At 63.2% G+C, this 14,617-nt stretch carries 11 protein-coding genes; 5 read left to right on the top strand and 6 right to left on the bottom strand.

The window, feature by feature from the left end:
- Nucleotides 1-14 precede the first annotated feature (14 nt).
- A complete protein-coding gene (gene trmD, locus U1708_RS13420) occupies nucleotides 15-746 on the top strand; it encodes a tRNA (guanosine(37)-N1)-methyltransferase TrmD (RefSeq protein ID WP_332746352.1) in 732 nt (243 codons plus the stop codon).
- A complete protein-coding gene (rplS, locus tag U1708_RS13415) occupies nucleotides 743-1,135 on the top strand; it encodes a 50S ribosomal protein L19 (RefSeq protein ID WP_031395442.1) in 393 nt (130 codons plus the stop codon). The genes trmD and rplS overlap by 4 nt, the downstream gene beginning before the upstream one ends.
- A gap of 931 nt (nucleotides 1,136-2,066) precedes the next feature.
- On the opposite strand, the gene U1708_RS13410 is transcribed toward rplS, so the two are convergent.
- From U1708_RS13410 to U1708_RS13385, 6 genes are all read right to left on the bottom strand, one after another.
- Nucleotides 2,067-2,606 carry a pseudouridine synthase gene (locus tag U1708_RS13410; protein WP_332746351.1) on the bottom strand — a complete coding sequence of 180 codons (540 nt, stop codon included), beginning with the start codon at nucleotides 2,604-2,606 and terminating at the stop codon, nucleotides 2,067-2,069.
- A gap of 225 nt (nucleotides 2,607-2,831) precedes the next feature.
- A complete protein-coding gene (locus U1708_RS13405) occupies nucleotides 2,832-3,761 on the bottom strand; it encodes a BstA C-terminal domain-containing protein (RefSeq protein WP_332746350.1) in 930 nt (309 codons plus the stop codon).
- Nucleotides 3,762-4,109: 348 nt separating this feature from the next.
- A complete protein-coding gene (rpoD, locus tag U1708_RS13400) occupies nucleotides 4,110-6,137 on the bottom strand; it encodes an RNA polymerase sigma factor RpoD (protein ID WP_332746349.1) in 2,028 nt (675 codons plus the stop codon).
- A complete protein-coding gene (dnaG, locus tag U1708_RS13395; RefSeq protein WP_332746348.1) occupies nucleotides 6,137-7,999 on the bottom strand; it encodes a DNA primase in 1,863 nt (620 codons plus the stop codon). The genes rpoD and dnaG overlap by 1 nt, the downstream gene beginning before the upstream one ends.
- Nucleotides 8,000-8,482, bottom strand: a complete 483-nt coding sequence (locus tag U1708_RS13390; RefSeq protein WP_332746347.1) for an endonuclease domain-containing protein — start codon at nucleotides 8,480-8,482, stop codon at nucleotides 8,000-8,002.
- Nucleotides 8,483-8,935, bottom strand: a complete 453-nt coding sequence (locus U1708_RS13385; RefSeq protein ID WP_332746346.1) for a GatB/YqeY domain-containing protein — start codon at nucleotides 8,933-8,935, stop codon at nucleotides 8,483-8,485.
- Nucleotides 8,936-9,075: 140 nt separating this feature from the next.
- On the opposite strand from U1708_RS13385, the gene U1708_RS13380 reads away from it, so the two are divergent.
- Genes U1708_RS13380 through carB form a run of 3 tightly spaced genes read left to right on the top strand, consistent with a single transcriptional unit; the run spans nucleotide 9,076 to nucleotide 14,558 of the window.
- The gene (locus U1708_RS13380) at nucleotides 9,076-10,398 is read left to right on the top strand and encodes a carbamoyl phosphate synthase small subunit (protein ID WP_332746345.1); all 1,323 of its coding nucleotides are present in this window, start codon (nucleotides 9,076-9,078) and stop codon (nucleotides 10,396-10,398) included.
- On the top strand, nucleotides 10,399-11,226 hold the full coding sequence (locus U1708_RS13375; RefSeq protein ID WP_332746344.1) for a hypothetical protein: 828 nt from the start codon (nucleotides 10,399-10,401) through the stop codon (nucleotides 11,224-11,226).
- Entirely contained in the window at nucleotides 11,226-14,558 is a 3,333-nt protein-coding gene (gene carB / locus U1708_RS13370; RefSeq protein ID WP_332746343.1) for a carbamoyl-phosphate synthase large subunit, read from the top strand. Before U1708_RS13375 ends, carB begins: the two co-directional genes overlap by 1 nt.
- Nucleotides 14,559-14,617 lie beyond the last annotated feature (59 nt).

Below are 14,617 nucleotides of genomic sequence, written 5' to 3'. Positions count from 1 at the left end.
GAGAATTGGACGCTGTGACTTTCGCTGCCACGATATTGACGCTGTATCCGGAGATGTTTCCCGGGCCGTTGGGGACGTCGCTTGCGGGCCGGGCGCTGGGGGAGGGGCGGTGGTCCTGCTCGCCGGTGCAGATCCGGGATTTTGCTACCGACAAGCACAAGTCCGTCGACCATACCCCGGCTGGTGGTGGTGCGGGGATGGTGCTGCGGGCCGACGTTGTGGCCTCTGCGATCGACAGCGTTGCCGATGGGCGGCCGGTGCTGGCCATGACCCCTCGGGGGAAGCCTCTTACCCAGGAGCGGGTTCGCGAACTCGCGCAAGGCCCCGGCGTCACCATTTTGTGCGGTCGGTTCGAGGGGTTCGACGAGCGGCTGTTCGAGGCGCGCGCAATCGAGGAAGTCTCGATCGGCGACTACATCCTGTCGGGCGGCGAGATGGGGGCGCTGGTGCTGCTCGATGCTTGCATTCGACTGCTTCCCGGCGTAATGGGCGCGGCTTCTAGTGGGGATGACGAGAGCTTCGAAACGGGGCTGCTCGAATATCCGCACTATACCCGACCTCAGATATGGGAAGGGCGCACGATCCCGCAGGTGCTGCGATCGGGGGATCATGCGAAGATCGCGGCATGGCGCAAACGCCGTGCGGAGATCGATACACGGTCACGGCGACCGGACCTTTGGGAGCGCCATGAGGGTGCTCGGGTCCAGTCGCCCTCTGGCGCGCAGCGACACGAGGACGAGACATGAACCTGTTGCAGACGATCGAAGCCGAGAACATCGCGAAGTTCCTGGCCAACAAGACGATCCCCGATTTCCGCCCTGGCGATACGCTGAAGGTCGGCGTGAAGGTCGTCGAAGGCGAGCGCACGCGTATTCAGAACTACGAGGGCGTGTGCATCGCGCGCTCGAACAAGGGCATGGGCTCGAACTTCACCGTACGTAAGATGAGCTTCGGCGAGGGCGTCGAGCGCGTCTTCCCGCTCTACTCGCCGAACGTCGATTCGATCGAAGTCGTCCGCAAGGGCGCCGTGCGTCGCGCCAAGCTGTATTACCTGCGTGGCCGCACCGGCAAGGCAGCGCGTATCGCCGAGCGTCGCGACATGCGCCCTGCGAAGGGCACCGCAGCCGCCGAGTAATCGGAGCCTGCCAGAGTTGAGGAAGGGCGCGGGGGCGATGGTCCCCGCGCCCTTTTTCGTTGTGCGGGGGGTAGGGGCTGGTTGGGGCGGCAAGTGGTTGGAAGCGCTGCGGTTTCTGTGCGGCGCGCGTCTATGCTGCAGTGCGGAAGTATAAGAAGTATAGACGCTGGGAAGCATTTTCGCCGCGGCTGTGGCGTAGGGGTGTGGGGGCGGTGTCGCGGTTAAAGGGGCGTTCGTAGGCATCCGGCGACGGTGCGCTTCTCGTGGCGTGTAGGACAGTTGATTAGCAATTTGGCGTGTGGTGGCCGTGGTGTCTGCGCGCCTCTTCTGTCCTTGGGGTGTGGGAGGCGGTTTTTTGGGCGGACAGGGACGCGCGTTCCTGCGCAGGCCTGCTCCCGCTTCCTTGTTCTCCCGCGAAGGCGGGAGTCCAGTCTGGGCCCCCGCCTTCGCGGGGGAACAAGCTTTGGGGTGGCCGTTCTTTGGAGGGCGGGGCCTTGCCATGCTGAGCGCCGCTTGGGGCACTGCCCCACCCCGACCCTCCCCTGAAGGGGAGGGAGTTATGCCTTTCACCCAGACGCATTCCGCATCCCGCAGTGCGTCGTCATCCCCGCGCAGGCGGGGATCCATATCCTCAGGAGTTCTTGATCATATTGCGAGGCCAGCCATTATGGGTTCCCGCCTCCGCGGGAATGACGATCGTTGGCCGGGCAGGACGTAACCCCCCCACCCGTCATCCTGACGAAAGTCAGGACCCAGAGCCAGGCAGCGTGGCGTTCGTGACCCTGGGTCCTGACTTTCGTCAGGATGACGGTGGGGGCGGGGAGGCGTTTCGCTTGTAGTCACGAACGCTGCCGTCCGAAGGGCGGGTCTTAGCGGGGCGGCCGCGCCTCCGCTGGCCCGCAGGCGGCCGTCAGCCCACCTCAACCGCCCGTCAGGCGTCGCGCCATGTCCCCGGTGCCAAATCCGTCAAGGTCCACTCGCCGATGCTCCACCGGACCAGCCGCAGCGTCGGGTGGTCGATCGCGGCGGTCATGCGGCGGACCTGGCGGTTGCGGCCTTCGCGGATCGTTATCTTGAGCCAGCAATCGGGGATGCTCGCGCGGACGCGGATCGGCGGCACGCGCGGCCAGAGGTCGGGCGCGTCGATCCGCTCGACGTCGGCGCGGGCAGGGCCGTCCTTCAGCACGACGCCCTGTCGCAACCGATCGAGCGCGGCGGGATCGGCATCGCCCTCGACCTGCACGAGATAGGTTTTCGGCAGCTTGAACTTCGGGTCCGCGATCCGCGCCTGGAGGCGACCGTCGTCGGTCAGCAGCAACAGCCCCTCGCTATCGCGGTCGAGCCGCCCCGCCGGATAGACTCCCGGCACATCGACGAACTGCGACAGCGTCGCGCGGGGCGTCGGACTGTTCACGTCGGTGAACTGGCTGAGGACGTCGTACGGTTTGTTGAACAGGATTACCCGGGGCATGGCGGGGGCTTTAGAGGGATTGTCGACCGGGTTCGACCGTAATTCCTCCCCTGCAAGGGGAGGTGGCAGCGCACAGCGCTGACGGAGGGGTGACCCGCTCACGATAGGGCGTCACCCCTCCGTCGCTTCGCGCCACCTCCCCTTACAGGGGAGGATAGGATTAAAGAACGATCTGATGGATTGGCGGAGTGGCTGGTACTGGTCAGGCGGAGGGGGAGGACAATCTCACCGCCCCGGTCCCGCGATAGCGGCGGGTTGGTATAGGTTGCCGAGTTGCTTCGCGGCCGCTTGCCCGCCCAAAAGATGAGCCTTGGTCAGAATGTAGCGAGGGAAACGAGTTACGAGATAGTCATGTCGGAACCATCGGCGGAACTCAGCTAGAGCTTCATTGGGATAAGCCCAAGGGAACTGCGGGTTGCTAGCAGACTGCGGATAGTAGATCGGATAGTTATGCTCAAACTTAACGCGAGGCCCGAACATTGTTTCGAAGCTGCTGGCATTCCAGTGATCGCCCCAGCAGCGCCCCACGCTAATGTCAGGTATGGTTTTATCATTTACGGCCAAGTCGGCATTTATGAGATCGATTACTAATCCACTCACCTCATTGAAAATTATAAAGTGGCCGTCTGGGGCGCCTCCTTGCAGAAGAGAAACCCTGTCATGGTGATACTTCCACTTATCAGGTGGCGCGTATCCAAGAGCCTGATAAATAAAGCTCTGAAGCCCAAACCTAGCAAGATTTCGGTAATTTTTAATAGCCGTTTCGTTAGTGCGCTGCGCCTCAAAAGCAAAATATTCGATCACTGCCATGCAGACTACATCAGGATAGGCATAGTGTGGAGAGCCGCCTGTCTTCGTCTCGATATAAAGGCTTGGCTCATCATAGCCGTTTCGGGATAGGTAATCTCTAAAGAAAGTCAGTCTTCCCTTCGGAAAAACCCCTGTGATCTGGGCTTCCGCCCATTCTTGGCTCAACTCCTGAATTGTTTTGCGCGCTGCTCCAGACATTTCGGCAAGACCACGTTGTGTCAGAAAAGGGACGCCGTTTTCCAGCACGCCCATTTCCACACCTGCCACAACCCGTTCAACCTCAACACCGAGATCGAGAACTCCCTGTCGAGGGATGGGTGCAGTTAACGCGTTACCTGTGGTCAAAGGCGCATATCCTTACAAACGTCGTGGCAGAGTTCTATATATTCCGGAACACGACCTAACGATTTAATCATCATATGTTACGCGAGAACGTCAGCCTGACAAGGGGGCGATTTTAATACGTCGAACTGCCCGAACCGCAGGCGATTATTAGTTGCTTGGCGTATACTGCCCCGTGGCCTCATCGCCAAATGATCCTTCATCGCTTGCTTGATGGGCTTTCATGATGCCGGTGATTTGGAAGGAAGCGCCATCAACGGTGGCCCGTTAAATATTGGAGGCGTCGTAGAATTAAAAAAGCCGCGGTGTTTCCACCGCGGCCCGTTCGTTCGATTAACAATTCCCCAACCCTTACTGGTCGAGGAAGCTCCGCATCTTGCGGCTACGCGACGGATGCTTCAGCTTCCGCAGTGCCTTCGCCTCGATCTGGCGGATGCGTTCGCGCGTCACGCTGAACTGCTGGCCGACTTCCTCGAGCGTGTGGTCGGTGTTCATGCCGATGCCGAAGCGCATGCGCAGCACGCGCTCTTCGCGCGGCGTCAACGACGCCAGCACCCGCGTCACCGTCTCCTTCAAGTTCGCCTGGATCGCGGCGTCCACCGGGATGATCGCGTTCTTGTCCTCGATGAAGTCGCCGAGATGCGAATCCTCCTCGTCGCCGATCGGCGTTTCGAGGCTGATCGGCTCCTTGGCGATTTTCATCACCTTGCGGACCTTCTCGAGCGGCATGGAGAGGCGCTCGGCCATCTCCTCCGGGGTCGGCTCGCGGCCCTGCTCGTGGAGGAACTGGCGGCTGGTGCGGACCAGCTTGTTGATCGTCTCGATCATGTGGACCGGGATGCGGATCGTGCGCGCCTGGTCCGCGATCGAGCGGGTGATCGCCTGGCGGATCCACCAGGTCGCGTAGGTGCTGAACTTGTAGCCTCGGCGATACTCGAACTTGTCGACCGCCTTCATCAGGCCGATATTGCCCTCCTGGATGAGATCCAGGAACTGCAGGCCGCGGTTCGTGTATTTCTTGGCGATCGAGATCACCAGCCGCAGGTTCGCCTCGACCATCTCCTTCTTGGCGATCCGCGCCTCGCGCTCGCCCTTCTGGACCATGTTGACGATCCGGCGGAACTCGGTGAGCGCCATGCCGGTCTGCTGCGTGATGTCGGCGATCTCGGCGCGGATGCGCTCGACCGCCTCGCCCTCGTTCGCGACGAACGCGGTCCACTTCTTGTCGACCTTGTTGACCGTCGTCAGCCAGTTCTCGTCGATCTCGTGACCGATATAGCGATCGAGGAAGTCCTTGCGCGGCACCTTGTGGCGCTCGGCGAGGCGCAGCATCTGGCCGCCCAGCGCGGTCAGGCGACGGTTATAGGCATAGAGCTGATCGACCAGATATTCGATCTTGGCGTTGTGGAACTGGACGCTCTCGACTTCCGCCGTGAGTTCCTCGCGCAGCTTCTGGTACTTGCGCTCGTCGGCCGCGGAGAAATCGCCGCCGATGCCCATCGCGTCGACGCGGGCTTGCTGGATCTTGCTGAACTTCTTGTAGAGCGCGGTGATGCTGGCGAAGCGCTCGAGCGCGATCGGCTTGAGCTGTTCCTCCATCTGCGCGAGGCTGAGGGTGTTGTCCTCCTCCTCGTCGTCCGATGCGCGCGGAGTCCGGCGCTCGCCGTCCTCGTCCTCGTCGGCGGACGGCTCTTCGGGCTCGGCCTCTTCCTTGAACGAAGGGCCGGCGTTCTTCTCGCTGATCTCGCCGTCGTCGGCTTCGCCGTCCTCGGCCATCGCTTCCGGCGCAGGGTCCTTCGACAGCATCGCATCGAGATCCATGATCTCACGCAGCTGCATCGTGCCCTCGTTCAGCGCGGTCGACCAGTCGATGATCGCGTTGAAGGTGATCGGCGATTCGCAGAGACCCAGGATCATCGTGTCGCGACCCGCCTCGATCCGCTTGGCGATCGCGATCTCGCCCTCGCGGCTGAGCAGCTCGACCGCGCCCATCTCGCGCAGGTACATGCGGACCGGATCGTCGGTGCGATCGATCGTCTCTTTCTTCTTCTCAATCGCGGGGCCTGTGTCGGCATCCGCGTCGGCGGCCTCCGGCTCGTCCTCGTCGTCCTTGGCGGGCTCGGTCTCGCCGTCCTCGCCGGCTTCGTCGTTCTCGACGATGTTGATGCCCATCTCGCTCAGCGCAGCGCTGATGTCCTCGATCTGGTCGGACGACATCTCGCCCTGCGGCAGCGCCTCGTTGAGCTGCTCATAGGTGATGTAGCCGCGCTTCTTGGCGCGCGCGATGACCTTCTTGATCGACGCATCGTTCATGTCGATCAGCGGCGCATCGCCGGTTTCGTTCGTCTCGGCGGGTTCCGCCATGTTCGCCTTAGCCATCAATCGCCCTCGGTACCCAACGCTCGGGCGTCTTCGTTCGACTGTACAAGATTTGCAAGTCGGACTTCCAACGCCTGTTTCTCTCTTACCATAGCCACTTGTCGTTCGAACGCCTCTTCGGTGAAGTGCGTCTGCATCGCCGCGGTCGCCTGCTTCAATGCCGCGTCTACCTCAGGCCGCGCGACCATGATCGCGATCGCCTCGTCGAGGTCGGCACGGACGCGGGCTGGATCGGCCGTGGTCTGCGTGAACGAGTAGGGCATCGTATCGGCTCTCAACAGGTCACTCGCGACTGAATTGAAACCGGACCTCGCCAATATGGTGAGCAAGCGCCCGCTATCAAGCTTCTGGTCCTCAAGTGCAACATCTACGACGGCCTCGAACAAACGACCGAGCGCGCCGTCGATCATTTGCAGCGAGCCGAGCACCTCCATGTGGCGCGCGATCTCGACCGGGTGGCGGATCAGGCCGGCGAGCACCGCCTTGGCCAATACGCGGTCGATGCCGGTGGCGAGGAAGGCCTTCGCGTCTTCGGTGACGGGCGCGGCGGGGGGCTTCCAGCCGCCTTTAGGGCGCTCGCCTCTAGGTACGAAGGGCGCGCGGACGGGTTTGAAATGCTCGTAGAAGCGGTTCTTGAACTCGGCGTGGTATTGCTGCTTCACCGACGGGTCGGCGATGCCTTCGGCGAGTTCGTGGAGGCGGCGCTTGAGGCCGGCACGCTGTTCGGGGGTGTCGAGCGCCTCGGCGGCGACTTCGGAGGCCCAGAGCCGGTCGACGAGCTGTTCGGGGGTTTTGAGCAACGCTTCGAACGCGGCGGGGCCGCCCGAGCGGACGAGATCGTCGGGGTCCTGGCCTTGCGGGAGCGTGACGAAGGCGAGGCTGCGGCCGGGGGCGAGCAGCGGGAGCGCGCGGTGGGCGGCCCGGAGCGACGCCTTCTGGCCGGCGCCGTCGCCGTCGAAGCAGAGCAGGGGGACGTCGACCATCCGCCACAGCCGTTCGAGCTGCGCTTCGGTGAGCGCCGTGCCGAGCGGGGCGACCGCTTCGCCGAACCCGGCCTGGGCGAGTGCGATGACGTCCATGTATCCCTCGACCACCAGCACGCGGCCCGATTTGCGCGAGGCGGGGGCGGCCTTGTCGAGATTGTAGAGCGTGCGGCCCTTGTCGAAGAGCGGCGTGTCGGGGGAGTTGAGGTACTTCGGCTCGCCACCGTCGAGCACGCGGCCGCCGAACGCGATCGTCCGGCCGCGGGGGTCGCGGATCGGGATCATCAGGCGGCCACGGAACCGGTCGTACGGGTCCTTGCCTTCGACCGATATCAGCATGCCGGATTCGACCAGCATCGGGTCGCCGTAGTCCTTGAGCGCGGTCTTGAGCTTGCCGCGGCTGTCGGGGGCGAACCCCATGCCGAACGCGCGCGCCGTCTCGGGCTTGATCCCGCGGCGGTCGAGAAGCGCGCGAGCTTCGGTGCCGGGGAGGCCGTTCAGTTGCTCGGTGAACCAGTCGGCGGCGTCGGACATTACCTCGTGCAGGCCCTTGGCGCGCTCGGCCTTGGCGGCGGATTGGCGGTCCATCGCGGGCATGTCCATCCCGGCGGCCTGCGCGAGTTCCTTGACCGCGTCCATGAAGGGGAGGCCGCGCTGGTCGGTCATCCACTTGATCGCGTCGCCGTGGGCCGAGCAGCCGAAGCAGTGGTAGAAGCCCTTGTCGTCGTTGACGTAGAACGACGGCGTCTTCTCGTTGTGGAATGGGCAGCAGCCCTTGTGCTCGCGACCGGCCTTGGTGAGCTTGGTGGTCTTGCCGACGAGCGCCGAGAGCGAGGTGCGGCCGCGGAGTTCGTCGAGGAATTGTGGGGTTAGGGCCACTTAACTCGCCCCGCCCACGACAGAGCCCCCCCGCCCGCTTGCGGGAGGGGGCTGGGGGGTGGGCGCGCGCTCGGTTCCGATCGCTGCGGTCAGAATTGTCTCCAATACGCCGGGCATGTTCGAGGTCAGATCATTGTTCCAGAAGCGGACGACGCGGTAGCCGGCGGCTGCGAGTGCTTGCGTCCGGCTCGCATCATAGGCGGAAGCTTCGACGTGCTGGCTACCGTCCAGCTCGACGATCAGCTTGTGCGAGCGGCATACGAAGTCGGCGAAATATCCGGCGATCGGCATCTGGCGGCTGAACTTCAGGTCCTGCAACCTGGAGCCCTTCAGCTGCCGCCATAGCATCTGCTCGGCATTCGTCGCGTCGTTGCGGAGGTCGCGTGCTCTCTCTGTTGGTCGGTCCAGTCGATGGCGCGGGCCCACCCCTCGGTCCCCTCCCGCTTGCGGGAGGGGAGGAAGAAGGGGGCCGCCCTTATCCATTTACGACAGCGCTGCCTTTACCAGGCCGCTGGCCTTGCTCATGTCCAGCTCGCTGGCATGGCGGGCCTTCAGTTCGGCCATCACGCGGCCCATGTCCTTCATGCCCGACGCGCCGAGTTCCGCCTTGATCGCCTCGATCGCCGCCGATGTTTCCGCCTCGCTCATCTGCTGCGGGAGGAAGCGTTCGATCACCGCGACCTCCGCGGTCTCCGCATCGGCGAGCTCCTGGCGGCCGCCCTTCGAGAACATCTCGATCGACTCGCGGCGCTGCTTGACCATCTTCTGCAGCACTTCGATCACCAGCGCATCGTCGCTCTCGGGCGCCTTTCCGGTCCGCGCCTCGATGTCGCGGTTCTTGATTGCGGCCTGGATCAACGAGATAGCGTTGCGGCTCTGCTTGTCGCCGGCCTTCATGGCGGTCAGCTGCGCAGCCTTGATGTCGTCGCGAATCATGTACTGGTCTTTCAGGCGGTTCGGGATAGCCCGACGGGATAGCGCGTCCGCCGAATGTTTAACAGATTGACGCTGCGGCGCGGCGGCCTTAGCGGACACCACTTAGCGACATCGACAATCTAAAGAGAGTGCCCAGCCTGATGGCCGACGCCCTGCCAACACCCGTGCCTGTGGCAAAGCCAGCCGGCGCCACCGGCGTCCTCGTCCTCGCCAATGGCGACGTGATCTGGGGTCGCGGGTTCGGCGCGGAGGGCAGTGCGGTCGGCGAAGTGTGCTTCCACACCGCCATGACCGGCTATCAGGAGGTGCTGACCGACCCGTCCTTCGCCGGGCAGATGATCTGCTTCACGTTTCCGCACATCGGCAACGTCGGCGCGAACCCCGACGACGTCGAGGCGGACGACCCGCATGCACTCGGTATCATTGTCCGCGAGGACGTGACGCAGCCGTCGAGCTTCCGCGCCGTCGAGGGGCTGGATGGCTGGATGAAGCGGCATGCGCGGATCGGCCTGTCGGGCGTCGACACGCGCGCGCTGACGCGGCGGATCCGGGTCGCGGGCGCGCCTAATGGCGTGATCGCGCATTCGGCGAGTGGCGAGTTCGACGTGCCGGCGTTGCTGGCGATGGCGCGGGCGTGGCCGGGGCTGGAGGGGATGGACCTCGCCAAGGACGTGTCGACCGAGATGCACTATGGCTGGGGTGAGGATGCGCCCGGCGGGGTTTGGAAGCTGGGCTTCGGATATTCTTCTTCCCCCCTCCCGCAGGCGGGAGGGGCCGGGGGTGGGCTCGCGCCTTCCTCGACAGACGGCGGTGCGGTCGAGCATTCTTCCACCGTCCCCCCGGCAGGTGAGCGCGAGCCCACCCCCAACCCCCTCCCGCTTGCGGGAGGGGGCTCAAGTGAAGCTCGCCCCCATGTCGTCGCGATCGATTACGGCTCTAAGCGCAACATCTTCCGCAACCTCGTCGCGGCCGGCGCCAAGGTGTCCGTCGTAAGCGCCACCGCCAGTTTCGACGACGTGATGGCACTCGCCCCCGACGGCATCTTCCTGTCGAACGGCCCCGGCGACCCCGCCGCGACCGCCGAATACGCGGTGCCAGTGATCCGCGAACTGCTCGATACGGGCAAGCCGCTGTTCGGCATCTGCCTCGGCCACCAGTTGCTCGGCCTCGCGGTCGGCGCGACCACGACCAAGATGTTCCAGGGCCACCGCGGCGCCAACCACCCGGTCAAGCGCCTTTCCGACGGTGCGGTCGAGATCACCAGCATGAACCACGGCTTCGCAGTCGAGCGTGACAGCCTGCCGGCGAACGTCCGCGAGACGCATGTGTCGCTGTTCGACGGGTCGAATGCCGGGCTGGAACTGACCGACAAGCCGGCGTTCTCCGTGCAGTATCATCCGGAGGCGAGCCCGGGGCCGCAGGACAGCCTGTATCTGTTCGAACGGTTTGTTGGATCGCTGTAGATGGGCCGTGACGTTTCGGATTATGTAGCCTTGGCTCTGGTGGCGGATTTGCGCACCGAGCGTGGATACTTTTCCGACAGACCAACAGATTTTAGCGGTGACATCGACCAGATTAAGGTCAAGGCTGAAGAAATATTAGGCTTTGGTATTTCTGATTATGTTCTGCAGCAGGTAATTAGGACTTTAGCTGACTGCCAACTCATTCGAGTAACAGATGATCATTTTTCAGGCACGTTTATCAAAGTTAAAGTAACTGGTCTTGATCAATTTGTTGAAAATGCAAAGGCTGACATTAATCGGGCCATCGAAGAGGGCGGTGAACGTGAGATAATCACCAAACCCTCTGATTATCCCAATGCGTCGGCGTTACGAAAGCATGAGCTGTTTGAGGACTATGACGAACTGGGATCGGTTTGGCTGAATCGAGCACTCGATGGCTTGCGGAAGCAAGTTGAAGAGTTGGGTTCGTTAGATGCAGTAATTGGGCAGGCCAGGGGTGAAACTTTGCCGGCACCGGCCTCAGATCGAGTGGTCACGTTCTCCGATAACCAAATTACGGAGCTCGACGAAAAGGCGACTGCGGTTATCGATGCTGTTTCTGCTCAAAATCAGATCGATGGCGTTCCCGGATTAAGAGAGCTTGTTTTGGGCCAGCTCAAGGCAGGTCGAGAGTTGCTCCGAGCTGGAAGCTTTCGCCTGTATTTCCTTGAATTGACGCTAATTGAAACGCTTAGAATGCTAGCGAAAAGATACGAAAAAGAGGCGATCGGTGGACTGGCCTCTACGCTTATCGCGGCCTTGCTGAAGCATATTGGAATTGAAGCATAATGCCAAAACGCACCGACATCTCCTCGATCCTCGTCATCGGCGCAGGACCCATCGTCATCGGCCAGGCGTGCGAGTTCGATTATTCGGGCACGCAGGCGATCAAGGCGTTGAAGGAGGAGGGCTATCGTATCGTCCTCGTCAATTCGAACCCCGCCACGATCATGACCGATCCGGAGCTGGCCGACGCGACATATGTCGAGCCGATCACGCCGGCGATCGTCGCCAAGATCATCGAGAAGGAGCGCCCCGACGCGATCCTGCCGACGATGGGCGGGCAGACCGCGCTGAACACGGCGTTGGCGCTGTTCCATGACGGTACGCTGGAGAAGTACGGCGTGACGATGATCGGGGCGGATGCCGATGCGATCGACATGGCGGAGGACCGGCTGAAGTTCCGCGACGCGATGGACCGGATCGGGCTGGAAAGCGCGCGCTCGGCGATCGCACATACTGTCGAGGAAGCGCTCGAAGGGCTTGAGAAGACGGGGCTTCCGTCGATCATCCGGCCGAGCTTCACGATGGGCGGCTCGGGCGGCGGCATCGCGTATAACCGCGAGGAATTCATCGCGATCGTCCGCAACGGGCTCGATCTGTCGCCGACCACCGAGGTGCTGATCGAGGAATCGCTGCTCGGCTGGAAAGAATACGAGATGGAGGTGGTGCGCGATCGCAACGACAACGCGATCATCATCTGCTCGATCGAGAACGTCGATCCGATGGGCGTCCATACCGGCGACTCGATCACCGTCGCGCCGGCGCTGACGCTGACGGACAAGGAATATCAGATCATGCGCAACGCATCGATCGCGGTGTTGCGGGAGATCGGTGTCGAAACAGGCGGTTCTAACGTCCAGTTCGCAGTGAATCCGAAGGACGGCCGGCTGGTCGTCATCGAGATGAACCCACGCGTGTCGCGCTCGTCCGCGCTGGCATCGAAGGCTACCGGCTTCCCGATCGCTAAGGTCGCAGCCAAGCTGGCGGTCGGCTATACGCTCGACGAGATCACCAACGACATCACGGGTGCCACGCCCGCGTCGTTCGAGCCGACGATCGATTACGTCGTGACCAAGATCCCGCGTTTCGCGTTCGAGAAGTTCAAGGGTGCGTCGAGCACGCTCGGCACCGCGATGAAGTCGGTCGGCGAGGTGATGGCGATCGGCCGCAACATCCACGAGTCGATGCAGAAGGCGTTGCGCGGGCTCGAGACGGGCTTGTCGGGCTTCAACCAAGTCGATCATCTGGTCGGCGCGCCGCGTGCGGAGATCGAGGCGGCATTGGCCGTTGCGACGCCGGATCGGTTGCTGGTGGCGGCGCAGGCGCTGCGCGAGGGCTTCACGGTTGCCGAGGTGCATGCGATCGCGAAGTATGATCCGTGGTTCCTGGAGCGGATCGCCGAGATCATCGCGGCCGAGGCCGAGGTGATGAAGGACGGCCTGCCGATCGACGCGCCCGGCATGCGGCGGCTGAAGAGCATGGGGTTCAGCGACAAGCGGCTGGCGTGGCTGGCGCTGCAATCCGCCAATCTGCGCGGCATGAACCGCGGGATCGCGCGTGGGTCGGGGCTGATTCACGAGGTCGTCAAGGCGATGACCGGCGGCGTGACCGAGGAGGAGGTGCGCCAGCATCGCCTGAAGCTCGGCGTGCGGCCGGTGTTCAAGCGGATCGATACGTGCGCGGCCGAATTCGATGCCAAGACGCCGTATATGTATTCGACCTACGAGGCGCCGAGCTTCGGTGAGCCCGAGAACGAGTCCGAGCCTACGGATCGGAAGAAGATCGTGATCCTGGGCGGCGGGCCGAACCGGATCGGGCAGGGGATCGAGTTCGATTATTGCTGCTGCCATGCGTGCTTCGCGCTGGCGGATGCGGGCTATGAGACGATCATGGTCAACTGCAACCCGGAGACGGTGTCGACCGATTACGACACGTCGGACCGGCTGTATTTCGAGCCGCTGACGGCCGAGGACGTGCTGGAGATCCTGCATGTCGAGGCGTCTAAGGGTGAGCTGGTGGGCGTGATCGTGCAGTTTGGTGGGCAGACGCCGCTGAACCTTGCGCGCTCGCTTGAGGCTGCGGGGATTCCGATCCTGGGAACGACGCCGGACGCGATCGATCTGGCGGAGGACCGCGAGCGGTTCGCGGCGCTGATCACCAAGCTCGGGCTGCTGCAGCCGGCCAATGGCCTGGCGCGGAGCCGGGACGAGGCGGTCGCGGCGGCGGAGCGGATCGGCTATCCGGTGCTGATGCGGCCGTCCTATGTGCTCGGTGGACGGGCGATGGAGATCGTCGATACGCTGGGGCAGCTCGAGCATTACATCGCGACCGCGGTGCAGGTGTCGGGCGACTCGCCGGTGTTGATAGACCAGTATCTGCGCGATGCGATCGAGGTCGATGTCGACGCGATCTGCGACGGCACCGACGTGGTGGTCGCGGGCGTGTTGCAGCATATCGAGGAGGCGGGCGTCCATTCGGGCGACTCGGCGTGCTCGATCCCGCCTTATTCGCTGTCGGCGGAGATCATCGCCGAGATCGAGCGGCAGACGGTGGCGCTCGCGCATGCCCTGTCGGTGGTCGGCCTGATGAACATCCAGTTCGCGGTGAAGGACGGGCTGGTCTACCTCATCGAGGTCAACCCACGTGCGTCGCGCACCGTGCCGTTCGTCGCCAAGGCGATCGGTGCGCCGATCGCCAAGATCGCCGCGCGCGTGATGGCGGGCGAGAAGCTGGTCGACCTGCCGAAGATCGACCGGCATATCGACTATTATGCGGTGAAGGAGGCGGTGTTCCCCTTCAACAAGTTCCCGGGCGTCGATCCGGTCCTGTCACCGGAAATGAAGTCGACCGGCGAAGTCATGGGAATCGATCCCGATTTCACGATCGCGTTTGCGAAGGCTCAGCTTGGCGCGGGGACGATCCTGCCGACCAAGGGCAATGTCTTCGTCAGCGTCAAGGATGGCGACAAGGCGATGATCGTCGAGGCGGTCAAGGCGTTGGTCGACACCGGCTTCTCGATCGTCGCTACGGGGGGCACCGCGGATCACTTGGCTCGCGCCGGGCTGCCGGTGGAGAAGGTCAACAAGGTGGCGCAGGGGCGGCCGCATATCGTCGACCGGATCAAGGACGGCGATATCGCGCTGATCTTCAACACCACCGAGGGGTGGCAGAGCCTGAAGGACTCGCAGCCGATCCGCGCGTCGGCGCTGGGGCAACGCATTCCGTACTTCACGACCGCACCCGCTTCGCTCGAGGCGGCAAAGGCGATTGCCAAGCTTTCGACGCACAGCCTTGAAGTACGGCCCCTGCAATCCTATTATTCGCAGTCGCACAACTGATCCCGACATAAGCGTGATGTGTGGGCGGGGCCGTTATGGCGCCCCGCGCGGGGAAATGA

The sequence above is a fragment of the Sphingomonas arabinosi genome, from assembly GCF_036663715.1.
In the GTDB taxonomy this organism is placed as follows: domain Bacteria; phylum Pseudomonadota; class Alphaproteobacteria; order Sphingomonadales; family Sphingomonadaceae; genus Sphingomonas.
Note: the sequence above shows the minus strand (reverse complement) of the source record. Positions and strands in the feature narration are given on the sequence as shown.

What these genes read in the sequence shown, in the direction of transcription:
- rpoD (WP_332746349.1), bottom strand. Translation starts at nt 6,137, where the DNA reads ATGGCTAAGGCGAACATGGCGGAACCCGCCGAGACGAACGAAACCGGC.
- U1708_RS13390 (WP_332746347.1), bottom strand. Translation starts at nt 8,482, where the DNA reads ATGGATAAGGGCGGCCCCCTTCTTCCTCCCCTCCCGCAAGCGGGAGGG.
- rplS (WP_031395442.1), top strand. Translation starts at nt 743, where the DNA reads ATGAACCTGTTGCAGACGATCGAAGCCGAGAACATCGCGAAGTTCCTG.
- U1708_RS13410 (WP_332746351.1), bottom strand. Translation starts at nt 2,606, where the DNA reads ATGCCCCGGGTAATCCTGTTCAACAAACCGTACGACGTCCTCAGCCAG.
- U1708_RS13380 (WP_332746345.1), top strand. Translation starts at nt 9,076, where the DNA reads ATGGCCGACGCCCTGCCAACACCCGTGCCTGTGGCAAAGCCAGCCGGC.
- U1708_RS13385 (WP_332746346.1), bottom strand. Translation starts at nt 8,935, where the DNA reads ATGATTCGCGACGACATCAAGGCTGCGCAGCTGACCGCCATGAAGGCC.
- U1708_RS13375 (WP_332746344.1), top strand. Translation starts at nt 10,399, where the DNA reads ATGGGCCGTGACGTTTCGGATTATGTAGCCTTGGCTCTGGTGGCGGAT.
- carB (WP_332746343.1), top strand. Translation starts at nt 11,226, where the DNA reads ATGCCAAAACGCACCGACATCTCCTCGATCCTCGTCATCGGCGCAGGA.